Origin of the sequence: Fictibacillus arsenicus, from assembly GCF_001642935.1 — a bacterium.
Lineage (GTDB): Bacteria > Bacillota > Bacilli > Bacillales > Fictibacillaceae > Fictibacillus > Fictibacillus arsenicus_B.
On record NZ_CP016761.1, the window covers coordinates 3,597,407 to 3,623,131 of the forward strand.

A 25,725-nucleotide genomic window follows, 5' to 3' on the forward strand; every position below is an offset into this window, starting at 1 on the left:
CTTAGAGAGGGGGGAGTCCCCCCAATAAAATTAATAATCGTAATTTCTGACTTTATTGATCAGTTCTTCATTAATTTCTGGTGCCCATTTTTTATATACAGGTTCTACTGCTTTTCTGAACGCTTCTAAATCTGGTGATGCAACTTCCATTCCATTTTCCTCTAGCTTTTTAAGTGATTCCTTCTCCAGTCGCTGACTTGCTTCACGCTGTACTGGTGTTGCGAGCTTCGCGGCTTCTAAGACTGCATCCTGATCTTCTTTTGATAAAGAGTCAAACAATTGTTTGCTCATCATAAATGGTAGTGGAGAGTATACATGACCTGTTAGATTGAGATATTTTTGCACTTCATGAAAACGCACATCTAAGATTGTTGGAATCGGATTTTCTTGGCTTTCAATTACCCCTTGTTGAAGGGCTGTATATACTTCAGGCCAAGCCATTGGTGTAGCATCTGCTCCGAATGCTCTCCATGTATCAACTTGAACTTCACTTTCTTGCGTTCTGTGCTTGATTCCTTTTAAATCATCTGGTTTATTTATTAGGCGCACATTGTTTGTTTCATGACGCACACCATTTTCCATCCAAGACAACACTTTTACGTTTGCCTGATCTTCTATTTTTTTTGCTAATTCTTCCCCGATTTCTCCATCAAGTACCGCATAAGCATGATCTACATCTTTAAATAAATAAGGTAAGTCAAACATTAAAATATCTTTTACAAAGCTGCCGATAGGGCCTGTAGAAGCAACTCCCATATCGATCGTATTGATCCCCATACCTTCTACTACTTCACGCTCTCCACCAAGTTCGTTATTATAATGAAGTTTTACAGACAACCGTCCATCGGTTAGGCGTTCTAGTTCCTTCTTGAATTTCTTTAAACCTTCATCATGATGAGACCCTTCACCTAGTGGCAGACTCACATCGAAAACTCGTTCTTCTCCGTCAGCAGATGCACCACTCGTTTTATCTGCACCACAACCCGTCATAACTAGCATGGAAAGAATAAGCGACAAAACGATTAAAAGATGTCCTTTTTTCATTTTTAAATTTCCTCCCCTTTTTGATATTAGTTAGCAACAGAAACCCTGTTTTTAGAAACGCTGCCATAAAATGATTCTTCGAAACCCATACATCCCTCCGTAAAAATATCAGCATCCATGAGTTTTAAATCATTTGAGATAATTGGGCTAAAATCCATATGCGCTAAAATGTCTCGATCAATATCAATGCCAGGTGCAATTTCAATTAATTCAACGCCTTGCTTTGTTAGTTGAAAGACCGCCCGTTCTGTTACATACAATACATTCTGGTTCTGTTCTTTAGCATAGTTACCGCTAAAAGTAATTTGGTTAACTGATTGTTTGAATTTTCTGAATTTACCTTCCGTAATAATCTCTACCTTTTGATCACGAATCGCTAGTTCACAACCTCCTGCTGTAAACGTTGAACAAAAGACTACTTTTCTAGCGTTTTGAGTAATATCAATGAATCCACCACACCCAGCTGTCTTACTTCCAAATTTACTGACATTCACATTTCCTACTTCATCTATTTCTGCCGTACCCATGTAGGTGATGTCTACACCTCTGCCCGTATAATAATCAAATTGATAGGGGTGTTCGATAATCGCCTCAGCGTTACGAGTGATACCAAAGTCTGTTCCCCCAAGCGGCTGACCGCCGATTGCGCCTGACTCAATCGTTAAAATGATATCTTCTAATATTCCTTCTTCTTTAGAAACTGGCCCTACTGTATCACCTGGGATTCCTGTCCCTAAATTCACAACAGCTCCAGGAAATAGTTCTTTAACAGCTCGTCTTCCAATAATTTTTCGCATGTTTAATGGAATTGGAGCAAGTTCCTCAAGTGGTTCTTTTAACCATCCGCTGAATACGGGATTATAATAGGTACATGCTGTTTGGCGATGATTTTGCTCTGGTTCATCCGCAACCAGAATATGATCAACATAGATACCTGGTATAACTACATCTTTTGGAGCAAGTGTCCCACGTTTTACATAGTTCTTAACTTGAACTATAACTTCTCCGCCGTATCTTTTGGTTGCTTGAGCCACAGATATAGCTTCTAGCTTTAATGCTTCATCTTCCATGGTAATATTGCCAAATTCATCGGCGGTCGTTCCCCGTATTATACATACATCCAAAGGCACTTCTTTATAAAAGAGGTATTCTTCATCATGAATGTGAATTAAATCTACTAAACTCTCACTTTGCTTAGCACTCTCATTCATACGACCGCCTTCAATTCTAGGGTCAACGTACGTTCCGAGTCCTACCTTTGAGAAATTACCAGGTTTTCCACCCGCCATTGCACGAAACAAATGCGTGAGCTGGCCTTGAGGAAGGCAATGTGCTTCAACATCATTGTTATGAATAAGTTCTCCCCATCTTGGAGCAAGTCCCCAATGTGAGCCTATGATCTTAGATACGAGTCCTTTATGAGCCAGGTGCTCTATACCATTGATTCGATCGCTATGACCAGCTGCATGAATGAGTGTTAATTGATTCGGATAGCCTTTTGTTAAAAAGCTCTCTTCTAGCTCTTTCAGAAATGTCTCACATGCACCCATTAAGGTGAATCCGCATAATGCTAACGTGCTCTTATTTTGAATAGAGGAGACAACGGAAGATGCATTTGTCTTTTTCTTGTTCATCTCATCAACCTCTTCTTTTTTATTTAAAGCGTTACTGATACTTTCTCAGATTCTACTTTTTCTCCCTTTTCATTGTAGGTATAGAATCCCCGCCCCGTTTTTCTTCCGAGATTTCCAGATTCCACAAGCTTTTTTAACAATGGTGCAGGACGATATTTCGAATCATCAAATCCTTCATACAGACCTTTCATTGTTGCTAATAATACGTCTAATCCTACAAAGTCCGCTAACATGATAGGGCCCATTTTATGATTAGCTCCAAACTTCATTGCATCATCCACATCTTCGGGTTTTGCACCTTCCATGACACAGTAGATCGCTTCATTGACCATAGGTATCAACATACGGTTTACTAGGAAACCCGGATAGTCCTTACAAGTAACGCCATTCTTTCCGATATCTTTTACAAACTGAAGTGTTGTATCATATGTCTCTGATGAAGTAACTATGGATGGGATAATTTCTACTAAATTCATAATTGGTGCAGGATAAAAGAAATGCAGTCCTATTACTTTTTCGGGTCGTTTTGTGGATCCTCCGATTGCAGCAATAGATAAACCTGATGTGTTTGATGCTAATATCGCATCTTCATTGAGGATATGATCTAGTTGAGTAAATACTTTCTTCTTGATTTCTAATTCTTCTGGAACAGCTTCAATGACTAAATCAGCGTCATGAATTTCGTTGATTTCAAAGGTTGCATGAACATGTTGTAGTGTTTTTTGAACGTGCTCGGCAGGGCATTTCCCTTTCTCCGCTTTACGTTGGAGATTCTTTTCAATTAAATCTACCGCTTTCTGCAAACGCTCCTGGTCAACCTCAACCATGTAGACATCTTTTCCAGACTCTGCGATCACTTGAGTAATACCTGAACCCATGAGTCCTCCGCCAATTACAGCTACTTTATTAATTGCCTTCATCATATTTCCTCCCCTTGGTTAGAAATTAAAGGACCATTCCACCACCGACATTGATGAGTTCTCCATTTATGTAAGATGCTTGGTCTGATGCTAAAAACGCAATGCAATTTGCAACATCTTCTGGTTTACCTGCTCTCCCCATAGGGATCTTGGAAACCATGATGTCCCACACTTTTTCAGGCACACCGCGAGTCATGTCTGTATCAATAAAACCTGGACAGATCGCATTAACCGTGATGTTCTTTTTTCCTAGTTCTCTTGCTGCTGTTTTTGTTAGTCCTACTACACCAGCTTTTGCTGCGGCATAGTTTGCTTGACCAACGTTACCCAGCCAACTGGCAGATGATATGTTTACAATTCTGCCGTGTTCTTGTTCACGCATGATCTGACTAGCTGGTTTCATCGTATTAAATACACCTGTTAAATTTACGCCTAAAACTGCATCCCATTGTCCGTGATCCATCTTATGCAACATGGAATCTCTGTTAATTCCTGCATTGTTAACAAGGATATCTAATCTTCCATGTTTTTGTGCTGTTTCTTCAACAAGTCTCTTGGCTTCTTCTTTTACTGCGACGTTGCAAAGAAATACTTCAGCACGACCACCATTTGTTATGATCTCTTCTTTTGTCGCTTCTGCTCCTTCTTCATTCATATCACTAATGACAACATGTGCTCCTAACTCCGCTAATTTTTCAGCTATACCTTTTCCTAATCCACGCGCCGCTCCAGTTACAACTGCTACTTTTCCAGTCAAATCGATCATGTTGTTTCCTCCACTCTCTATCTGTATTTATACTAATTCAAACAACGTTGCGATGCCTTGACCTCCACCAATACACATTGTTGAAACACCGCGTTTTGCGTTTCTTCTTTTAAGTTCCTCAAGTAATTTAATGGTGATAATAGCACCTGATGCCCCAATCGGATGACCAAATGCAATCGCCCCGCCATTTACGTTTACTCTTTCTTTCTCTATTCCAAGGTCCTTTATAACAGCAACCGATTGTGCGGCAAAAGCCTCATTCAATTCCATCAGATCAATCTGATCTAATGTAAGGTTTGCTTTTGCAAGAAGGTTCTTGACACCCGGTGCAGGAGCAAAGCCCATCACTTCTGGATCAACACCCGCTAAAGCTTGTTCTCGGACATAAGCGAGAGGTGCTAACCCTAGTTGTTCCGCTTTATAACTACTCATCAAAACAAGTGCAGCTGCTCCGTTATTAATCCCTGAAGAGTTACCAGCTGTAACGGTACCCCCTTCTTTAAAAGCAGGTTTTAGCTTAGATAATTTCTCTAGAGTCGTGCCTCTTCTAGGATGTTCATCCGTATCAAAGATCGTAACTTCTCCTCTTTTCCCTTTCACTTCAACGGGAACAATCTGTTCTTTAAGATAACCATTGTCGATTGCTTCAATTGCTTTCATCTGACTTTCATAAGCAAATTGGTCTTGTTCTTCCCTTGTTATACCGTAACGTTCAGCTACAATCTCTGCTGTTATTCCCATAGGGTAGTTACCAAAAGGATCTGTAAGCGCTGTCAATAAACCGTCTTCTAATTGAGCATGACCAAATTTATATCCATAGCGCCCTTTTCGAACGTAATATGGGAGCTGATCCATATTTTCGGTTCCACCTGCAACGACTACCTCTGCATTTCCAGACTGGATCTGTTGCACTGCACTGTTTATGGCTTGCAAACCAGAACCACAAAGGCGATTTACGGTATAAGCATTACTAGATGAAGGAATACCTGCACGGATTGCGCACATTCTAGCTATGAATGCGCTTTCAGCAACTTGCCCAACACAGCCCATTACGACTTCATCAATCGTATCTGAACTAATTCCTGCTCGAGAAATTGCATCTTTTATCGCTGAAGCACCTAAATCAGCTGCGTGAACGCCAGAGATAGCGCCTCCCATTGTACCAATCGCTGTCCTTGCATAACTAACAATAACTACTTCCTTCATATTTACTCCACCATCCCCATTTTCAGTTTTTTGACAATATCACTGCTTTCACGAATGATTAACTTAGGCTCTAACAAAAAATTCTTATGAGGTTGTTCTTCTTTTTCTTTATTCGCTAGTATTTGCATTAAGATTTCAGCACCAATCCTGCCTATTTCATACGTATGAACATCTATGGTTGTTAGCGGAATTCGAAAATCTTCTGAGAAAGATATATTATCAGATCCAATCACAGAAACCTCTTCTGGCACTTTGTATCCAGCATCGAGCAATGCTTTGATTGCACCAAATGCCATAATATCACTTGCTGCAAAAACTGCTGTTGGAACATCACCTGTTGCAAGAAGACTATTCATATCGTTATAGGCACTCGTAATCTGGTAATCACTCATAATCATTCGGTTTTCTTTTAAAGCTAATCCATGTTCTAATAACGCCTTTTTATAACCTTCTTCGCGTTGAACACTATTCAACCGTCCACCTCCCATAAAGGCTATATCACGATGGCCTAAATTAACCAGATAGTCGGTTGCCATCTTTCCAACTTTCTCGCTATCGATCCGAACGACGTTTCCTTGATAATCATCCGGTGCACGATTAATGAGAACGTGTGGGATGCCTTCTTTTTGAAGAAGCTGCGTGCAAGGTGAATTATTTTCATCTATGGTTGCCAGGATAATACCATCTACCCCTTGATCCAACATAGATTGAAGAAGCTCGTACTCTTTTTCCGAATCATCCCCTGTTGGACAAAGTATTAAATGGTATCCATTAGCTAGGGCTATATCTTCTACACCTTTTAACATGAGCGGATAAAACGGATTGGTGATTTCAGTAACCGTCACTCCGATTAACTTTGATTCTTTTCTTTTTAAACTCCTGGCGATCTTGTTCGGTCGATAACCCAGCTCATCAATTGCTTTCTCCACTCTTGCTTTTAAATCCTCACTTACAAACTTTGTTTTATTTACAACAGCTGATACAGTAGCAATTGACACATTGGCTTTTTTTGCTACATCTTTAATCGTGATTGTCACATCATCCACTCCCAGAAAAACGTTTAGCTAGATAGTTAAAAAATATAAATTATTCGTGTATTTATTGCACTTCACTCGGTTATTTTTCAGAAAAACGTTTAGCTAAACGTTTTTCTTGTTTATCATTGTATGATAATTCAGAAAATAAATCTATACCTTTTTTAAAACTTTTTTAATTTTAGTGATCGAGCTATATTCTCAGATGTTATTTCAACATTCTCTTTGGCATGCAATAATGCTTCGTCTAGAGTACTCACACCATTCACGATACTAAATACAGCATCTATTCCATACTCATAAATCCTTTCATAACCTATCCCTAAACTTCCAGCAAGACCGATGACAGGTATGTTGTATTGTTTTGCCCGTTTTGCAACTCCTATCGGTGCTTTTCCTTGTATAGTTTGTGAATCTATTCTTCCTTCACCCGTGATGACTAAATCGGCATCCTGACTAACAGATTCAAAATTAACAATATCTAAGACTGTTTCAATCCCATTTTTTAAACGTCCGTTTAAAAATGCAATGACCCCTGCACCTAAACCACCCGCCGCACCTGCTCCTGGGATATTTTTAACATTCAAATTCATGAATTCTTGTATTACATCACCAAGCTGGTTTAATCCCATATCTAAATAAGCAACCATTTCTGGAGTGGCACCTTTTTGGGGTCCAAAAACAGCTGAAGCTCCTAAATGACCTACAAGTGGATTCGTTACATCACAAGCAGCTTCAATTCTCATGTGTTTAAGTCTATGATCTAAGCCGGTTACATCCATACTTCTAATTTGGTTCAGGGAGTCTCCTTGCATTAGAAGTTCTTCTCCATTTTCATCATAAAACGCAATTCCTAAAGCAGAAGCCATGCCTGTACCACCATCATTCGTAGCTGATCCCCCAAGACCTAAAACAATCCGTTCAACTCCATGATTCAATGCGTCGAGAATTAATTCTCCTGTACCTCTTGTAGAAGTTAGTAGTGGATTTCTATGTTCTCTAGGAATATGATGAAGTCCAGATGCTGCTGCCATCTCAATCACTGCTGTCTTTTCGTCACCTGTAATCCCATAAAAGGCTTCTACTAAACTTCCAAGCGGTCCGGTTACCTTTTTTTTGATCAGTTTCCCGTCAGTTGCATCGATTATAGCTTGTACGGTTCCCTCTCCTCCATCAGCAATGGGAATCTTAAGGTAATTTGCATTTGGAAAGACTTTACGAAACCCTTTTTCAACGTGATAACATACCTCCATTGCCGTCATACTTTCCTTAAATGAATCTGGTGCAATAACAATTTTCATTGGACAATTATTCATCTCCTTTAAAAAATAGAGTGCTTTCTAGAGTTATTCGATTATTCGACAGTTCTTGCAAGATTCCTTTTTAAATAACTACCATATGAATTTTTCCTTTATTTGTTTGGATTATTATTGTATATGCATGTAAATAATAGGGGGTAACAATAGATGATCTATATTTTACTTCTGTTTGCTCTAATTGCAGGCATGGCACTACCAACACAATTCAGCATCAATGCGCAGTTAAGGACTTTAGTCGGTTCTCCTATCCTGGCATCCACCATTTCATTTATTGTTGGATCGATCGCACTGTTGATTATTTCATTCTTTAATCATGGAATAAAAGTTAGTAAAGGTTGGATAGAGGCACCTTGGTGGGTTTGGACAGGCGGCCTGTTAGGGGCTTTTTATGTAGTTGCCACCATTGTCTTAATACCTAGAATCGGTGCAGCATCAACAGTAGCTTTCATTCTAACTGGACAAATCATAGCTTCTGTACTCATTGATCATTTTGGACTTCTTGGGGTGCATGTTCAGCCGATCAATCTCTTTAAACTTATTGGGGTTTCCCTCATTATTATAGGGGTGTATTTTGTACAGAAATATAAATAAATAAGATCATATAGCAAAGCGATTTCAACAAGGCATGAGTTCGGTACCCACCGGGCTCATGCCTTATTTGTATCGGATTTCGGGCATTACAAATCTACCATTCTCATCTTAAGGAATTTTAACCAGTTTCATAGATACCGGGATATCATTCTAGGTTCAGTTGCCTATTTATTCGACAAAAAGGGTGTTATTGATTCTAGTCTAATTGTTTTTATGCTAATTTTAAAAATAATCAAAAAATTAAATTTTAGGAGGAAGAATATGAAAAAAGTCTTTCGCGCAACTTCTATGGCCGTCGTGCTTTCTCTTACCGCCGGGTTAACCAGTCCTATAACGGGGTGGGTCGCAACATCTTCAGCTGCCGAACAGGAAAAAGAATTTATCCCTTACTATGGAACCGGTCCAAGCTACGTTCAACCGGACAACATTTCTTACCTCTTCCCAAAGCCTGATGTAACTTTCAACACCCCTGCTTTTCAAAAAGATAAAGTACCTTTTACAAGCCAAGAAGAAATGATGGGGCTCTTACAGAAGCTTGCCTACAAAAATAAGAACGCTAAACTGACCATACTCGGCAAATCCCAAGAAGGTCGGGATATTCCACTCTTGCTCTTCAGTAAAGATCACCATAAAAAAGGAAAAAGCCATAAGAAAAAGCCGCTCGTCTGGGTACAGAGCCAAATTCATGGTAATGAACCAGCAGCAGGAGAATCCGCTCTCGTCCTGGCCCAGTGGCTGGCAGAAGGTAAATTAGGAAATGTACTGGACAAGGTGGATGTCGCCATCGTACCAAGGGTGAACCCCGACGGCTCCTATTACTTCAAGCGTACGGTCGCAAACAATAATGACGCAAACCGCGATTTTATGAAGGTCGAATACCCAGAGGTACAGTTGATACATAAAGCAATCAATGCGTATCAGCCTGAGGTCGTACTCGATGCCCATGAATATACGGTGAATCCATCCCCATTGAAACAGTTTGGAGAAAAAGGCTCCATCGCTTCCTATGACTTGTTGATTTCTTCTGCCAAAAACCTAAATATACCGGAAAAGCTGCGCAAGGAGTCGGACAACCTTCTGCTTCCAAAAGTAAATAAAACGCTGGATAAAGAAAACCTCAGCCACCACGATTACTATACACTTGCGATGGAGGGAGATAAACTCGTCGCCACGGAAGGAAGCACGGAGACAAGGATTGGACGAAATGCACTAGGATTGAAAAATACATTCACTTATCTAATTGAAACCCGTGGGATCAATATCGGCCGTGCTGACTTTGAACGACGTGTATATGCACAGGTCGTAGCGCAGTCTTCCTTTATAAAAAATACGGCCGACAATGCAGATAAAGTACAAAAAGCTGTTGCAGAGGCACGTGCTGAAGTAATCATAAAAGGAAAAAGAGCGAATGATGATGATAAAATTGTCGTGACAAGCGAAAACAAACAGATTTCAGACCAAAAGCTTGAAGTTGTAGATCTGGCTAAGGCTGCTAAAACAGACATTCCGATCGTATGGGCAGATTCAACCGAAGCTTATCCAACATTAGAGCGTGAACGGCCAACGGCTTATATCCTCCCCCCTGGTCCTGGACACGATGATGTCGCAAAGAAACTTCAGATACTTGGTGTGCGTGTTGAAAAGCTTAAAAAACCAGCCGTTCTTCCTGTTGAGAGTTATGAGGTGACCAGCAGCACGGTTTCAGACGGTACAAATACAGTAACAACAGAAGTAAACGAAAAAACACATTCCTTCCCAGCAGGCAGTTATGTGTTCTCGATGGCTCAACAAAACGCTAACTTTATCGCCCTTGCCCTTGAACCGGAATCAGTCGACAGCTATGTAACCTATAACTTCATTTCTGCAAAAAAAGGCGATGAGCTTCCTGTTTACCGGTATATGCAAGGAAAACAGCCGAAAACGAACTAATTGAATTCGTGTTAAGTCAGCCAGAGGACAAAAGAGCGATTACAGTGATCGCTCTTTTTTGTGATGTTGTCCTAAAAAGTTAAACAGATGTTTAAAAAATTTTAGAAATGACACATTGAATCAAGTTTAATTCCCGCTTTTCTATTAACACTTTTACTAGAAATTAAAAAACGATACCAAAACCTTTATGATCTAAAGAAAATATTTAGTTGACCGTCGTTAAATATTTACATTCCTTTGCTATTCTCTTTTTGTACAACCAATTCTAAGGGAGGGAATACACTTGAAAAAAGTATTACGGTCATTGATCTTGTTAACATTTGCATTTGTATTGTTTGGGAGTACCTATTCTACTTCACAAGGGGCACTTGCTTCAGAACAAAAGGGACAAGCTTCCACGATGGATTTAAAAGTCATGACGTACAATTTGAGATACTTAAATACCACTGACCCATCACCGCACACCTGGGCAGAACGCCGTCCCGCTGTAAAGAAGCTCATCGAAATGGAAAGACCTGATATATTTGGAACCCAGGAAGCCGTGTACCAACAAGTGAAAGAAGTGGATGAAGACCTAAAGGATTACGAATGGATTGGTCTAGGCCGTGAAGGTGGAAGCAAAGGAGAATTCATGGCGGTTTACTATAACAAACATCGTTTTTCTCCTGTAGAATACGACCACTACTGGTTATCCGATACTCCGGACGAAATAGGTTCTATGTCATGGGGAAACACCATTAAGCGAATGGTCACATGGGTAAAGTTCCTCGATAAAAAGACGAATCAACAATTTTACTTTGTGAACACACACTTTGATCATCGTTCCGTGGAAGCACGAGAGAAAAGTGCGGGATTGATCGCAGAAAAAACAAAAGAATTTGATCCAGCATTGCCGGTATTGTTAACAGGTGACTTTAATACAGGTCCTGGCAGCACACCACATCAAACCCTCATAAAAGAAGGATCTTTTGTGGATACCATGGATGCAGCAGCCCAAAAAGTCAATGGCCATCTCGGTACATTCAATGGATCCAAAGATCCTACTGGTGGAGGTCCAGACAGTCGGATAGACTGGATCATGACTAAAGGGAATGTGACAACTCATAAAACCGAAATCTTGAATTACCAGAAGAACGGTCAGTTTCCAAGTGATCATTATCCAGTGCTTAGCAATTTGACATTGCATTATTAAACTATTCCGAACTACTAAGTCCCCAGAGGTTGGGGGCTTTTTGTTTTTAGACGCACGTTTGGTAAATCAATATATAAAAACGTATAATTAATGGTAGTCTCACCTTTTATATTTATTTAAATGGATATTCCAAAGAGTGAGGACTCCGTAAAACATTAAATATGTATAGATTAATAAGGATTCTTTTTGGTGACCTGCTCTAACCTGTAACCCCAACCACTCCATACCCTCCTTATATAAAACAAACATGGAAAAAGCCAGGATTAAACTAATTAAAACGGAATATTTAAATCGTATTTTTTGCATAAACAACAGCAGGATCTGCATGCCAATCATCGTCATAAATAACAAATTAGATAGATATATATACTCTTCATCCCACACAAGGTAACCGTTCATAACACTTTCGGAGATAAACATAAAAATTGTTAGTATAATACTTACAATAATAGTTGGAACAGTTCTCGTATTTTTTTGGATCAATTTGTATTTAATTCTATTAAAAAAAAGTATCGATTGCTGCTTCAATTTCAGCATTTGTTGGTGAAATTAATGTTTTACTTTCCACAAAAAGTTTTGTTGCAGGTACTTTCTTCTGTCCATTTTTAGCACAAAATCCCCAAGACATTGACTACGCTCCTAATATGTTTATTTTTCTATATACACATCATATATCAGTAAACGACTGGAAATTTTATACTTTATTGCAAATTGGGCTTGTTGGAGATAAAGAAGTAGAAATCGTTATGCCTCAAGGCAATTGTATAGGTTGGTTGTCTAGAAATGTTGATGCGTGCTCTCGTCTCTTTTCAGCACTGAACATCCCGCAAAGTGTTCCAAGCATAAACGTTTTCGCTTTGTGTTTCAATGTTACACTTCTCATAATCTAGTTTAGAACTTTATTTTTTCGTTTTATTAAGTGTTTTTTAGTTTTTGGTTCCGAAGAGTCAAATATTTGAAAAACAAAGACATTATGAGCAAATCCTCCACTTGCTCGATATGTTTTATGCACTTTAAGAATCCCCGCCGCTTTCGCTTTTCGCAGCATCCTTACAAATGTTGCTCGTGATAAGCCTCCCTGCTTTCCTGTACATGCAGTTACAAGTGTTTCAATTTTGGCATTGGCTACTCCAGGTACACGAACGCTGTACTGACTTAATACTTCAAACGCAATGAATTCAGACCTAGTGAAGAGATCCGGATGGTGCTGAAGAAACTTCTCCTTGTGATCATTAAACTCCGCTACACTATTAAACCTGCTTAGATTTTTGAATTGATAGATGTTCCTGCTCTCAATTTTCTTCCCCCTTTATTTATTGACTCATCTATAAGTGTTTTAAAGAAGAAAAAAAGAGCCATTGCTGAGAAAAAAATTTTTGTAATGGCATGCAACGATGTTTATTCCATTGTGAGATGGGAAGAAAGGAGTTATGAGAGATTAAAAAGGAGTGATATATAAAATGTCTAATCAAAATCATCCAACAGGTCAACCAGCACAGCATCAAAATAAGCAGCCGGGTGTTGAAACAGAAATGACACCAAGACCACAATCTGAAAGTCCCACTTATAAAGGAAGCGGAAAACTGAAGAACAAGTCTACTTTAATTACAGGTGGTGACAGCGGAATCGGAAAAGCAGCTGCAATCGCCTTTGCAAAAGAAGGCGCGAATGTTGCCATCGTATATTTAGAGGAGTCTGGTGATGCTGAAGAAACAAAGAGGCAAATAGAAGAAGAAGGCGTGAAGTGTTTACTTATTCGAGGAGATATAGGAGATGAATCATTCTGTGAGCAAGCTGTACGTGATGTAGTTGGTTCATTTGGAGGACTCGACGTTCTGGTTAATAATGCAGCAGAACAGCATCCGCAGCAGAACTTTGAAGATATTACAGCAGAACAGCTCGAAAAAACGTTCCGTACGAATATTTTCTCTATGTTCCACTTAACAAAAGCTGCACTCCCTCATTTGAAGCAAGGAAGCAGCATCATTAATACAGCGTCGATCACAGCGTACCAGGGACATCCGGAGTTGATCGATTACGCTTCAACTAAAGGGGCTATTGTTTCGTTTACCCGCTCGTTGTCAAATAACTTGGTTAAGAAGGGAATTCGTGTTAACGGGGTCGCACCAGGACCAATTTGGACACCACTTATTCCTTCAACATTCTCTGCAGATAAAGTGGAAAAGTTTGGTAAGGATACGCCGATGGGACGACCAGGACAACCGGAAGAACTTGCACCAGCTTATGTGTACTTAGCTAGTGAGGATTCTTCGTATGTGTCAGGGCAGATGATTCATATTAATGGTGGTAAGGTAGTTAATGGATAGTTAAAAAGAGTCCAAACAAATTGGACTCTTTTTTAACATTATATTGAATACTTCCCACTTAACTTTAATTTAATACTTTATTATATGTTGAATAACCATTTTTATTATTACGTTGCCAATTCCAAGAATCTCGTAACATACTTTTCAAATCTCTTTCTGCCTTCCAATTAAGCTCTTTAAAAGCTTTTTCAGGATTAGCATAACAAACTGCTATATCTCCTGACCTACGTTCTACTATTTTATATGAAATTTTCTTTCCAGAAATCTCTTCAAAAGTTTTAATAACATCTAGAACACTATAACTATTTCCAGTACCCAAGTTATAAACATTAAATCCTGTAGTATTTTTAGATTGATCTAATGCTTTAATATGTCCTATCGCTAAATCAATAACATGTATATAATCTCTTAACCCCGTTCCATCTGGCGTAGGATAATCATTTCCAAAGATCTTTAATTCGTCTAATTTTCCTACTGCAACTTGAGTAATATATGGTACTAAATTATTTGGAATATCGTTAGGATCTTCGCCAATTAGTGTGCTTTCATGCGCACCGATAGGATTAAAATAACGGAGAAGAGTTATATTCCATTCTTTATCCGAAATGTATAAATCCTCCAAAATTTGTTCTAGCATCAATTTGGTTCTCCCATATGGGTTTGTTGCTCCTAGTTTTGAATCTTCTGTTAACGGATTCTCATTAAAACGACTATACACAGTGGCAGAAGAACTAAAAACTAACCTTTTCACCCCGAAATTCCCCATTATTTCACAAAGATTAAGTGTCCCAGTAATATTATTTTGATAATATTTAAGGGGTATTCTATTTGACTCTCCAACAGCCTTTAAACCAGCAAAATGTATTACTGCTTCAATATTATTTTGGTGAAAAACAGCTGATATTTCATCTTTGTTAAGTAAATCTGCTTTGTAAAATTTAATTTCTTTTCCTGTAATTTCTTTAACCCTATCTAGGGCAATGAGATTACTATTAGAAAGGTTATCCAAAACAACAACTTCATACCCCGCTTTTAATAGTTCTACGCATGTATGAGATCCAATATAACCCGTTCCCCCAGTAACAAGTATTTGCATATTAACCTCCATGTATTATAGTAGTAATAATATACTAAGATTTTGGTGGTACTCATGAAGAACAATCAACCCTTTGGTTCAGGTTGCCTGTGGGCAATAATAATAAATATATTTCTTTGGTTAATAATCATAATTATCATTCAACAATTTACTTAAGAACTTCTTTATAAATCTCTTTCATGTCTTGTTTTATACTATTTAAGTCATACTCATTAGCTTTCTCTTTACTTTTTTGACCCATAACATTTATTTTATTATTATCTTCTAAAAGAGTACAAATTTTCTTAGCTGTTATTTCATCTGCTCCAACAGGAACTAAGTAACCATTTATACCATTGGAGACTAAATCTCGATTACCTCTGATATTAGTAGCAAGAATTGGTTTTGAGGATGCCATAGCCTCTATTATTGATTTGGGTAAGCCTTCTCTTTTTGATAACAATACTTTAATGTTAGATACTTTCAATAAACTAGATATGTCTGTTCGAAAACCTAAAAACTTTATCTCTTCATGGAGGTTTTCCTTTTGAACGATATATTTCAACTCTTGTTCATTCTCTCCATAACCAACTAATAAACATTTAATATTATTATGTTTTTGTTTTACTATTTTAATAGCATTGATAAGTTGAATATGGTTTTTATTATTATTTAATTCAGCTATACAAATTATAACAAAATCATTTTTTCTTAAACCAAGCTGTTTTCTTAGTTTGGTGCTGTTGTTATGAGCAAGTGAATAATAAGATGTATCTACACCTACACCTTTTACATAACGCACTCTGTTATCAGAAATAAAATTTCTAGCTCTACAATAGTCTTCTTTATTAATTGTAATGAGAATTCTGGTGAACTTTGCCATAAATCGTTCAAGTGGATAATAAAGAATCCAATTTATTATTGGCGCGCTCTTAAAAAAGTGAAATCCATGTGCTGTATATATTACATTCTGAGTATTAGTTACCTTTGCAGCAATTCGAACAAGAAAACTTGCTATAGGAGTATGAACATGAATCATAGAATATTTATTTTTGCGAAAACTATTAATTAGATTGCGTAATGCTTTAACATTATTAAAACTAAATGGATTTCTACTAAAATCAACATCATGACAAATAACATTCATGTTTAACAAACTAGTTTTTCCTCTATCAAACGAACCATACACATGCAATTCATATCCCATTTCTTGCAAAATTTTAATATAAGGTAAATGAAAGGCTTCCAAGTGACGGTAAACAGTTGCTATAAAAGCTATTTTCTTTATACTTTTCATTAATTCACCTTCTGTTATTACTTAAATCGAACTACTTTTGCAGGGTTACCTAATGCAATTGCATTTTCTGGTATTGATTTTGTAACGACACTACCTGCACCAATTACAGAATTATTACCAATGGTAACACCTGGTAAAATTACACAATTAGATCCGATCCAAACATTTTCTCCTATATATACAGTTTTAGGGGTTGATTGTTGATTTATATATAAAACTCCAGGTTTCATTCCATGATTAGATCCAAAAATAAATGTTCCAGGACCCATACCAGTATTGTTACCAATGTGGATTTTTCCAACCCCGGCCCATAATATACAATTGTTTTGTATACGAATATTTTTTCCCATTCTTATATTTTCAGGGTCTTTTATTGATACACTTGGATGTATAATACATGAAGAAATATTTTTTATTTTATGGTAAGGATAAGAATATTGATAAACAAAAAACAGAATTTTTTTAAATATTAAGTACCATGTTAGTGGGCTAAAAAACAAGCCTAAATTAATTAATAATAATTTAAATTTTTTCATGCAAACCTCTTTTTTTCTTTAATAAATTTTTTATTAATAGCCTGTCATCTTCTAACAAAAGGAATTTCCAACCAATAATTGGAGTTGTGAATATAAATAGAACAATAAATGTTATTAAAGAAATATGATATTTGTGAAAAACTATACTTAAAATTAGATTTATAGCTACATAAATTGATACTTTGAACTTATTGTTTGCATATGTTTTAAAACCTAATTTTTTTCTTGCATATATAACCATCCCAATATTCCAACAAATTTGTCCAATGGCGGTAACAAGAGCTGCTCCAATCCCACCATAAAAAGAAACTAGTAAAAGATAGGATGGTAACATTAACAACACGATAATAGTTAGTATATAAGCTATTCCTTTTTCATTATTTGTCATTTGAAGTACTAGGGAAACTGAGCCTGTACTGGAATTAACTATCTGTGAAATAAGTAAGATATACATGTATAAAATTGCAGAGTTGGATTCAAATCCAAACAGTTGGAAAATAAAATCGCTTGTGAAAAATAAGATGACCGAACTTATACTAGCTAAAGTTAAGCACCAACGAGCGGACATTCCGATTATCTCGATTAACTGCTTTTTATCTCCAGAATCATAAGCACTCGCTACTAACGGGGCCATAATACTATTTACTCCGACTAAAGCTATGGAACCAACTAGTACTGTTCTTGCTGCAGCAGAATAATATGCCACCTCAGGCTTAGATGCTAAAAACCCAATAATGAGTATATCAATTCCAGTGATAACATAAGTTAAAAAGTTCACTCCTAGAATACCAGGAGCTTCTTTAAGTGATTTTTTTAGTGAAAAATTTTCTGCATTATCATTAAATTGAGATATTTTTAAATTTCTATTAAAGATAGTTATTCCAATTATAGGAGTGATGATGGAACTGATAAAAAAGCATATTGATAAAAGATTAATATTAATACTTTTAAAAGGTAAAAGAAAAAGTAATAAAGTTATTATGATTCCATAAAATAATACTAGATGTACCAATGATGATTTGCCTACTTTTTTTATAGCCCTTAAATATTGTCCTATAGCAAATACTAAAGAAAAACCTGGAAGACTTAATATCAAAAAAACATACGCAAAGTTTGAATTATGATCAACTCTTAAGAAAATTAATTCTTTAAAAAATAACATTAATATAGATAAAAATAGAGAAAGAGAAACTATAAAAAGACTATATTTTTTAAACAATGTTCTTATTAAATGGATATTATTTTTTCTTTGAAAAATAGCTATTTTCCTTAAGCCCAGCCTATCCAAGCCATACCTTGAAAAAATCGCTAAAAAGGAAAGTATAGAAAAATAAGTGAAAAACACCCCAGCGTCATAGGGATTCAATAATCTTATAGTGAGAATATTAAAAATGTATTGTGTGCCATACCCAATAACAACCATTAATATTCCTATAATAGAACCTTTCGCAAACTGGCCCCCGACTTTTCTAGAATCCGGACTCAATTCTTATTTCCTCCATGACTTTTTGAGATACCTCACTCATATTGGCACTTTTCATATTATATTTTTCTTTTAAATATAGAAATTGGTCTAGAATCTCTATTAAGTTATTAAGATTTTCCTCAACATTTTTTCCAAAGTTATGTGGGTGCCACCATATATGGTAAGCATTACCGTTTCTAGCGGCATACTCCATGTCCTTCTTTATACGGTTAACTTTATATTTTTCAAATGCTTTAAGACTCTTCGAATAAGGACGTAAGAAACGACTTGATGGTACATTTATGGGAATATTTTTAGTTACATTAGTCAATGAGAAGGTATTATGACCAAATAAGTTTAAATATGAATCTAAGAACCGCAAAATACGTTTAAGTTTATTATTTTTTTCAATCTCATTTTTAGCTTTGTAAATAAAATTAGGTTCGGTACCTCTATATGATGTTATTCCATAATTATTACAAATCTTAAGATATTCTTTATTAATTTGATTTCTCGGAAAGACTACACTTTTACATGTCAAACCATTCTCATTAAAAGTTTGGATAGTGGTTTCTATATCTTTAGTAAAAGAAAATTCGTTCTGTCCATCCTCTAAACAATAGAAATGTGAGAATGTATGAGATCCTATTTCCTGTGAAGGTGTTTTTTTTATTTTTTCAATTAGTGATCTTGAAAAATGAAGGGAGTTATTCATATTAATATTTTCAAAATTTTTATTGATATATATATAGGAATTATTCTCAGGATTAGAGTAGTTGGGTTTTTCAAATGGTAAACTCTTTTTTAAATCAATTAATCCATCGTAAAACAAAAAACCAACTATAGCCCAAGTTGCATGAATATCATATCTTTTAAAAATCTCTAGTATTTTAGGTATTGCTACATAAACCCCCTCTAAATTTTCTCTATATTCTTCAAGAGAAACTTTATCAAACATTCCCCAATAAAGTTCAAAATCGAGAGATATTATTAGCATGCCCTCTTTCTGACTTTTAACATCATTCATAATCTAAACTTCTCTCTTTCTTTTTTTAAAATCAACTTTCTATAATGAACAATACAAACCCAGCCTAAACCAAGTAAGAACCAATAGTGTCGCCAATGTAAGATATCTACCACTAAAGAGTTTACAAAGGTTCCTATTAAAACTACTAAAATCACCAGGGGAAGATTAAATTTATAATTTAATATTGATATCTTTATTAACTTAATAACCAAATAAAAAAATAAGCATAAATAAATTATTAAAGTAAAGATTCCTGTTTCAGCCGCAAGTCTTAATAACGTATTATGTGGTGATAGATTATAAGTAGAAATAAATTGACCCGGTCCAATTCCTGTAAATAAATGTTCACCTGTTACACTTAAAGCATGGGTTTGAGAATTTAATCTTTCTGAATCGTAATTTTGTAATTGAATTCTATTCATTAATTGATCAAAAACTTGAAGATTACTATTTATATTAAAAATATAAATAATAATTACGCTTAAAAAGAAGGTAACAGGGATAAGTTTAAGCAATAATTTTTTATTCTTGTATACTTTCATTAACATATAAAGTATAAAACTAATAAATAGATTAACCCAAGCAGCCCTAGACATAGCCAATGTAATAGCAATGAGGACTATTAAAATCGAGGTGAGTTTCAAAAGAAACTTTTTTTTAAATAAAAAATTCGATTTAATATCTTCAAGTAATAAAATAATGATAGGGATTAAAAACGGACTAAAAACATTAGGATCTTGAAAAAAACCACTGAGTCTAATATCAAATTTAATTACTTTATTAGAAAATGGAGTCTCGATTAAATAACTCACTAAAGATATAAAACTTGTTAGAACTCCACCATAAATATATCCTATTAATATTTTTTTAATATATTCGACTTCCTCTAGTACTACCCTAATCAGAATCATTGCTACTATGAGAAGGATGGTGATAGCGTTCCATATGAAACTAGCAAATTTATCTTCAGCCACCAAAACAGTAAAAATGCTAAGTAAGGCAAATACATATAATAAGAAAAAGATAAATTTATCTTCATTTACAAGTTGAAACTTTATATTATTGAGTAAAATAAAAGTTAATAAAAAAAGCACAATTACTTCAAATGCCGCTGGATCTTGCATTTGAAAAGATAAACTAAAAGAAAGAACAATTATAATTAAACTTTTCAAAATGAGTAAAGGTTGTGTGTTAGTAGTGTTTATGTTTTTAAAAATAGTGTTCTTCCTCTCTTTCTCTCAAATGAAAATTACCTAGCGCCATTTCCGGTTACTATCACATTAAAGGTTTTTATTAAAATGTGAAAATCTAAATAAAGTGAGACGTTATTAATATAAAATAAATCTAACTCTAATTTTTCTTTTGGATTAATTTCATATCCACCATTTACCTGAGCCCATCCAGTCAGTCCGGGTTTAACCTTTATCCTTTCATTAAAACCAGGTATTTCATTGTTAAATTGCTGTGTAAAAAACGGCCTTTCAGGTCTTGGTCCTATTAAACTCATTTCCCCTTTTAATATATTAATAAATTGAGGAATTTCATCTATTCTTGTTTTACGAATAAACATTCCTACTCGAGTAATTCGGGTATCATTTTTCTTTGCCCATTGTGGACCTTGTTCTTCAGCGTTTACAAACATAGATCTTAATTTATATATTAGAAATATCTCTCCATTTAAACCAACTCGTTCTTGGGTATAAAACACTGGTCCTCTTGATTCTATTTTTATTAAAATCGAAAAAAGAGCTAGAATAGGGAGGAAAAAAATAAGACCCAAAAAAGCTGCTATCCAGTCAAAGATAACTTTAATATTTTTGTAACCACATTTTTCATTTTTCTCTTTTTGATTAATTTCTTCTCTTATTTGTCTTTCAACAAATACCTGACTCAGTTCTTTTACTCCCATATTCGTTTTTCCCCCTAAAATCTATTAATAATTTTACTAAAAAAAGTTTGATTCATAATATTGTTAGGCTCTTCTTTCATAACCGAATCCCCAACGGTCAGAAGCCGTGCGTTTTCCTCGAAAAAGTATCTTAGATGAGTTCCATACTCTTTTTGAACTTGCTCATAAGCTTCTCTTAATGCAAATGGTCTTTTGACTGTGTCATGTGCATCGCTCGCGATAAAGTGTGTTAAATTACTTTCGATAATTTTTTGTGTAAAAGACTTAACTTTTCTTCCTGACCTGCCGATATAAGAGCTGGCGGTTACTTGAGTTAATGTGCCGTTTTTCACAAAATTAAAAAGAGCGTCTGGCTGCTCCATAAAATAGCTGTTGCGTTCCGGGTGAACGATAACCGGAGTTAAACCTTTTAGCTGCGAGTCAAAAAACAATCTTTCTGCATAGTTCGGCACATGATTCGCAGGGAATTCTACAAAAATGTAGTTCCCGTTGTTATTAACAGATAGCAACTCATCCTTGTCGTATGTTTCCAGCATTTCTCCAAAAAGTCTGATCTCCTGCCCTGACAAAACACATAGGGGTATATTCATGTCCTTTAATGTGCGATTGAGTTCTTCAGTTTTTGCTATGATCTCATTTTTAGTATTTATGAATCTTCTGTTGTAATGTGGGGTAGCTAAAATAGTTGATATACCGTTTTCTACCGCATTTTTAGCCATTTCAATGGACTCTTCCATACGAGCTGGTCCATCATCAAGGCCCGGTAGTATATGACAATGTATATCTATCATTCATTCACCCTCTTTCTTTAAAAGTTATTTCAGAAAGCAGGATATTTGAAGAAGTAGTGGATTTTAAAGAAGGACTTTTGCATTATTTTTACATCTAAAAGTATCCTACCATAGTTTGGTTAATGGTAAAACAGGGAGAATTTGTCGAATCTTGACTAATTCTCCTTTTTATTAGTAATAATAGTAATACTGTTCCTGCTTTTGATTTTTACCGTTCAGTACAACACCTAATAATCTGCTTTTCCCAACTTGAAGTAAATCTTTCGCTTTCTTTGCAGCATCTTGATCAGTTGATCCACTTCTAACTACTAAGATGGTACCGTCCGATAGATTCGTTAGAACTTGCGCATCCGTTACTGCAAGTACAGGCGGACTGTCGAATAGAATAATGTCGAATTCATTTTCAGCTTTTGCAACAAGCTCTTTCATGCTGTTAGACCCTAATAATTCTGATGGGTTTGGAGGTATTGGACCCGACGTCAGAATATGAAGATTTTCAACCGCCGTTTGTTGGATCACTTGTTCAATTTTTGACTGGCGTGATAAAACATTTGTCAGACCAGAAGTGTTTGGAAGACTGAATGTATTTGCGACTGTCGGTTTTCTTAAGTCTGCATCAATCAGCAAGACTTTTTTTCCTTGCTGTGCAAAAGCAATCGCAAGGTTAGCAACTGTTGTTGATTTCCCTTCACCAGGCTTTGGTGACGTGATGACAATCTTTTTTATGTCTTGATCGACACTTGCAAACTGTATATTTGTTCGAAGTGTTCTATATGATTCGAATACAGGAGATTTGCTGTTTAAGTCAGCTACTAACAATCTTTGATTATTTAGCTTTTTCTTACTCTTAAACATTAAGCGAACCTCCTTTTTCAAGCGCAGCTTCTTTTTTGTTTCTCTTTTTTTCGGGTTGGAACTCACTAATCGTTCCTAAAACCGGCAGCCCTAGAACGTTCTCGATATCTTGCTCGGTTTTAATTGTTGTATCCATATACTCTAGTAAGAAAGCTAGTCCTACTCCAGCCATTAACCCTACTACAAGTGCAATTGCAATGTTCAGTAATGGTTTCGGCTTAATCGGGCTAGGATCTTCGGCTAATTGTGCTTTTGAAAGAATACTTACATTATCTACGTTCATAATTGTAACGATTTCTTTCTTAAAGACATCTCCGATTGTGTTAGCTAATTGAACAGCCTGCGCAGGGTCTTTATCCTCAACCGAAACCTCTACTACTTGTGAATTTTCTTTTGAACTAACTGTGATCTGTTCGTTTATTTGGCCGACGGTAGTATCCAAATTCATTTGTGCAATAACTTTTTCTAAGATGACCGGACTTTTCATAATAACATTGTAAGTATTAATTAAGTCCAAGTTTGTCTGTACTTGATTTATATCAATTTGCTTATCTTCCTTTGATTGGTTTACCAGAAGCTGAGTTGAAGCTTGGTAGATGGGAGTCAGGAAATAAAAGCTGATTACTCCGGCAGTCACTGCTGCAATTACCGTTAAAGATATGATAAGCCATAGTCGTTTTCGTAATATAGCAAAAAGTTCTTTCAAGTTAATTGTCTCTTCCATGGGTTCCTCCATTACTTGATTTACAATAAATTATTATAGCACAAGTATTTACATATTAAAGGATAGACTTGAAAATTCTTATAGTTATTTTGCACATTTGTTACAATAGTCACGAAATCGTAATATAAAAACCTTTTTATCCCTAATTGTCAGAATGCTTAAAATTGTTATTCTTGTATAAAAAAACTTTTAATCAATATTAATTGCTTAATGTTTATCTCAGGTGGAAATTTTGATGACCCAGGTTTGTCCAATATATTACAACTAAAAAAACCGGCTAAAATGCCCGGTTTACTTTTTTCGTTTTGACCCTGTTAATTAGTTTTAATTCCTGCACCACATAAAGGAATCACAGTCTTCTCAACAGATGAACGATTATATTTTAAATAACCTGCATAGTTAGCAGCTGTTGTTGGTTCTACATAGAATCCTTTGCTAGCGAGTTCGACACGGGCATGAACGATCTCTTTCTCAGAAGTGGTGATGAACTCACCATTTGTTGCTTTGACTGCTTCTAGAATTTGTGCAGAACGGGCGGGTTTTGCAATGGCGATTCCTTCTGCCAAAGTCCCATTGTTCTTTACTTCAGCTACTCCTTGATTGGTAATAAACGCGCTGGCTAACGGTGCACAGTTTTCTGCTTGTACCGCGACGATTTTCGGCATTTTATTTGTTACTCCACTTTCCTTCAACTCCTTGAATCCGTAGTAAGCTCCTAATAACAACGTTCCATTGCCAACAGGGATTATGAGCGTATCCGGAACGAACTGCAGTTGTTCCCAAATTTCATAAGCATATGTTTTTGTGCCTTCATAGAAGAAAGGATTGTACACATGGCTCGCATAAAACGTTCCCTCTTTTGTTACTGCTTGTTGCGCGGCGGTGGCCACGTCTTCGCGGCTTCCTTTAATTGCCCGGATCATTGCGCCATGTGCTTGGATTTGAGCGATTTTTTTCGGAGACGTTGTATCACTGAGAAAAACATCACAAGTTATGCCAGCACGTTTTGCGTATGCGGCAATGGATGTTCCGGCGTTGCCGCTGCTATCTGCGATCACTTTCGTCACACCCAGTTCTTTTGCTTTTGCAATCAATACGGCTGCACCGCGATCTTTAAAAGATAAGGTTGGCATCATATAATCGACTTTTACAAAGGTATTCGGTTCTTTTTCGTCTAATACAAATTAGCGGCGTGTTTCCTTCCCCCATCGAAACGGATTTCCAGATGTCCGATTGAAACGGCAGAACATCCTGGTATATCCACATCGTTGGGATCTTATTTTGCAGCCGGGATGGATGAAACACAACTTTTTCTTTTACTAGATCTAACATACCTCCACATTTACATCGCCATACAAGCTCTGTTACATCGTACCGTGCAGAACAAGAATAACATACGAATTGTTCGCTCATTCCATGAACTCCCTTTTGTAGGATTAAAAATATGTACATATATATGTTTCTCATGTAAACAGAATGACCATGACACACAAGTAAAAATTGCATTTGGCTCAGTCACTTTGACGTTTGGTTCATAGGATGGCAGTTTCAGTTCATAGAGTGCCGCTTTTGGTTCATAGCCAGTGATTTGATTCATAGAGACATCATTTTAAAAAGCCTTTTGGTAGAGTAACTTTTTCTAATGGTTAATTACTATTATAATTTTCAAAATTTTTAAATAATATATTGACTTTACATAATTTGCCTCGCTATACTTTACTTGAAGCGAAGACTTCAAAATTAAATATTTATGAAGTTTTTACATCAAAATAAAGGAGGTAATGCATTTTGAGAGAACAAGAAGAATTCGTAGAAGATCCCCGATTCGCACAATGTAACAAGGAAATGTGGGCTACTTTAGGCTTGTTTGTTGTCAACATCCTTCTAGTCGGTGGTATTTCTTTATGGTTTGGACTTAATAAATCGGCTGAATCAATGAGATATATTCTTGGTTTTCCTGCTTGGTTCTTCTGGGGATGTTTAGTCGGAACCATTGTTTTTTGTATTCTTCCCTATTTTATGATCAAGGTATTTTTTAAAGATATGTCTATTGAAGCTGAGGATGAAAGGTAGGTGTTCTTTAA

The 25,725-nt window shown here is 36.1% G+C and carries 23 protein-coding genes and 1 pseudogene; 5 read left to right on the forward strand and 19 right to left on the reverse strand.

Translation table 11 applies throughout. The annotated features are described in order from the left end of the window. Window positions 1-30: 30 nt before the first annotated feature. The 7 genes from ABE41_RS18195 to ABE41_RS18225 form a co-directional block, all read right to left on the reverse strand. Window positions 31-1,044 carry a TRAP transporter substrate-binding protein gene (locus ABE41_RS18195; protein WP_083207877.1) on the reverse strand — a complete coding sequence of 338 codons (1,014 nt, stop codon included), beginning with the start codon at window positions 1,042-1,044 and terminating at the stop codon, window positions 31-33. Between the two features lie 26 nt (window positions 1,045-1,070). After that, entirely contained in the window at window positions 1,071-2,678 is a 1,608-nt protein-coding gene (locus ABE41_RS18200; protein WP_066293450.1) for an acyl CoA:acetate/3-ketoacid CoA transferase, read from the reverse strand. A gap of 23 nt (window positions 2,679-2,701) precedes the next feature. Then, window positions 2,702-3,598, reverse strand: coding sequence for a 3-hydroxyacyl-CoA dehydrogenase family protein (locus ABE41_RS18205; RefSeq protein ID WP_216637414.1), 897 nt, complete (start codon window positions 3,596-3,598; stop codon window positions 2,702-2,704). 25 nt (window positions 3,599-3,623) lie between these two features. Then, window positions 3,624-4,364: a 3-oxoacyl-ACP reductase FabG gene (gene fabG, locus ABE41_RS18210; RefSeq protein ID WP_156774315.1), complete on the reverse strand. Its 741-nt coding sequence runs from the start codon at window positions 4,362-4,364 to the stop codon at window positions 3,624-3,626. A 27-nt stretch (window positions 4,365-4,391) separates the two neighbouring features. After that, the gene (locus ABE41_RS18215) at window positions 4,392-5,570 is read right to left on the reverse strand and encodes a thiolase family protein (RefSeq protein ID WP_066293455.1); all 1,179 of its coding nucleotides are present in this window, start codon (window positions 5,568-5,570) and stop codon (window positions 4,392-4,394) included. A gap of 2 nt (window positions 5,571-5,572) precedes the next feature. Beyond that, the gene (locus tag ABE41_RS18220; protein ID WP_066293456.1) at window positions 5,573-6,607 is read right to left on the reverse strand and encodes a LacI family DNA-binding transcriptional regulator; all 1,035 of its coding nucleotides are present in this window, start codon (window positions 6,605-6,607) and stop codon (window positions 5,573-5,575) included. 161 nt (window positions 6,608-6,768) lie between these two features. Continuing rightward, complete coding sequence (locus tag ABE41_RS18225; RefSeq protein ID WP_066293461.1) at window positions 6,769-7,905, reverse strand: glycerate kinase; 1,137 nt, start codon at window positions 7,903-7,905, stop codon at window positions 6,769-6,771. Window positions 7,906-8,070: 165 nt separating this feature from the next. Between ABE41_RS18225 and ABE41_RS18230 the strand changes: the two genes are divergently transcribed. The 3 genes from ABE41_RS18230 to ABE41_RS18240 all read left to right on the forward strand — a co-directional run bounded on the left by ABE41_RS18230 (window position 8,071) and on the right by ABE41_RS18240 (window position 11,635). Further along, a complete protein-coding gene (locus ABE41_RS18230; RefSeq protein ID WP_066293463.1) occupies window positions 8,071-8,514 on the forward strand; it encodes a DMT family transporter in 444 nt (147 codons plus the stop codon). A gap of 261 nt (window positions 8,515-8,775) precedes the next feature. Next, entirely contained in the window at window positions 8,776-10,443 is a 1,668-nt protein-coding gene (locus ABE41_RS18235) for a M14 family metallopeptidase (RefSeq protein ID WP_066293465.1), read from the forward strand. A gap of 283 nt (window positions 10,444-10,726) precedes the next feature. Further along, window positions 10,727-11,635 (forward strand): endonuclease/exonuclease/phosphatase family protein, encoded by a 909-nt coding sequence (locus tag ABE41_RS18240; RefSeq protein ID WP_066293467.1) that lies wholly within the window; start codon window positions 10,727-10,729, stop codon window positions 11,633-11,635. A gap of 499 nt (window positions 11,636-12,134) precedes the next feature. Here the strand turns inward: ABE41_RS18240 and ABE41_RS21475 are convergent, their stop codons facing one another. After that, window positions 12,135-12,263 carry a hypothetical protein gene (locus tag ABE41_RS21475; protein WP_301336193.1) on the reverse strand — a complete coding sequence of 43 codons (129 nt, stop codon included), beginning with the start codon at window positions 12,261-12,263 and terminating at the stop codon, window positions 12,135-12,137. An 832-nt stretch (window positions 12,264-13,095) separates the two neighbouring features. Here ABE41_RS21475 and ABE41_RS18250 point away from each other — a divergent pair. Beyond that, window positions 13,096-13,962 (forward strand): SDR family oxidoreductase, encoded by an 867-nt coding sequence (locus tag ABE41_RS18250; protein ID WP_066293471.1) that lies wholly within the window; start codon window positions 13,096-13,098, stop codon window positions 13,960-13,962. 64 nt (window positions 13,963-14,026) lie between these two features. Here the strand turns inward: ABE41_RS18250 and galE are convergent, their stop codons facing one another. The 11 genes and pseudogenes from galE to ABE41_RS18305 all read right to left on the reverse strand — a co-directional run bounded on the left by galE (window position 14,027) and on the right by ABE41_RS18305 (window position 25,054). Beyond that, entirely contained in the window at window positions 14,027-15,058 is a 1,032-nt protein-coding gene (gene galE / locus ABE41_RS18255; RefSeq protein ID WP_066293476.1) for a UDP-glucose 4-epimerase GalE, read from the reverse strand. Window positions 15,059-15,206: 148 nt separating this feature from the next. Further along, the gene (locus tag ABE41_RS18260; protein WP_066293478.1) at window positions 15,207-16,334 is read right to left on the reverse strand and encodes a glycosyltransferase family 4 protein; all 1,128 of its coding nucleotides are present in this window, start codon (window positions 16,332-16,334) and stop codon (window positions 15,207-15,209) included. 17 nt (window positions 16,335-16,351) lie between these two features. Next, window positions 16,352-16,870, reverse strand: coding sequence for an acyltransferase (locus ABE41_RS18265; RefSeq protein WP_066293481.1), 519 nt, complete (start codon window positions 16,868-16,870; stop codon window positions 16,352-16,354). After that, entirely contained in the window at window positions 16,857-18,356 is a 1,500-nt protein-coding gene (locus ABE41_RS18270; protein WP_066293487.1) for a lipopolysaccharide biosynthesis protein, read from the reverse strand. The genes ABE41_RS18265 and ABE41_RS18270 overlap by 14 nt, the downstream gene beginning before the upstream one ends. Then, window positions 18,340-19,362 (reverse strand): polysaccharide deacetylase family protein, encoded by a 1,023-nt coding sequence (locus ABE41_RS18275; RefSeq protein ID WP_066293489.1) that lies wholly within the window; start codon window positions 19,360-19,362, stop codon window positions 18,340-18,342. The genes ABE41_RS18270 and ABE41_RS18275 overlap by 17 nt, the downstream gene beginning before the upstream one ends. Further along, on the reverse strand, window positions 19,359-20,486 hold the full coding sequence (locus tag ABE41_RS18280) for an O-antigen ligase family protein (protein ID WP_066293491.1): 1,128 nt from the start codon (window positions 20,484-20,486) through the stop codon (window positions 19,359-19,361). The genes ABE41_RS18275 and ABE41_RS18280 overlap by 4 nt, the downstream gene beginning before the upstream one ends. Before the next feature lie 125 nt (window positions 20,487-20,611). Continuing rightward, entirely contained in the window at window positions 20,612-21,271 is a 660-nt protein-coding gene (locus tag ABE41_RS18285; protein ID WP_066293499.1) for an exopolysaccharide biosynthesis polyprenyl glycosylphosphotransferase, read from the reverse strand. A gap of 14 nt (window positions 21,272-21,285) precedes the next feature. Continuing rightward, window positions 21,286-22,062, reverse strand: coding sequence for a tyrosine-protein phosphatase (locus tag ABE41_RS18290; RefSeq protein ID WP_066293501.1), 777 nt, complete (start codon window positions 22,060-22,062; stop codon window positions 21,286-21,288). A gap of 171 nt (window positions 22,063-22,233) precedes the next feature. Further along, complete coding sequence (locus ABE41_RS18295; RefSeq protein WP_066293503.1) at window positions 22,234-22,917, reverse strand: CpsD/CapB family tyrosine-protein kinase; 684 nt, start codon at window positions 22,915-22,917, stop codon at window positions 22,234-22,236. Continuing rightward, entirely contained in the window at window positions 22,910-23,641 is a 732-nt protein-coding gene (locus ABE41_RS18300) for a YveK family protein (protein ID WP_066293505.1), read from the reverse strand. Before ABE41_RS18300 ends, ABE41_RS18295 begins: the two co-directional genes overlap by 8 nt. A gap of 314 nt (window positions 23,642-23,955) precedes the next feature. Then, window positions 23,956-25,054, reverse strand: a pseudogene (locus ABE41_RS18305) (threonine synthase). A 375-nt stretch (window positions 25,055-25,429) separates the two neighbouring features. Here ABE41_RS18305 and ABE41_RS18310 point away from each other — a divergent pair. After that, complete coding sequence (locus tag ABE41_RS18310) at window positions 25,430-25,714, forward strand: YhdT family protein (protein ID WP_066293507.1); 285 nt, start codon at window positions 25,430-25,432, stop codon at window positions 25,712-25,714. The last annotated feature ends 11 nt before the right edge of the window (window positions 25,715-25,725 follow it).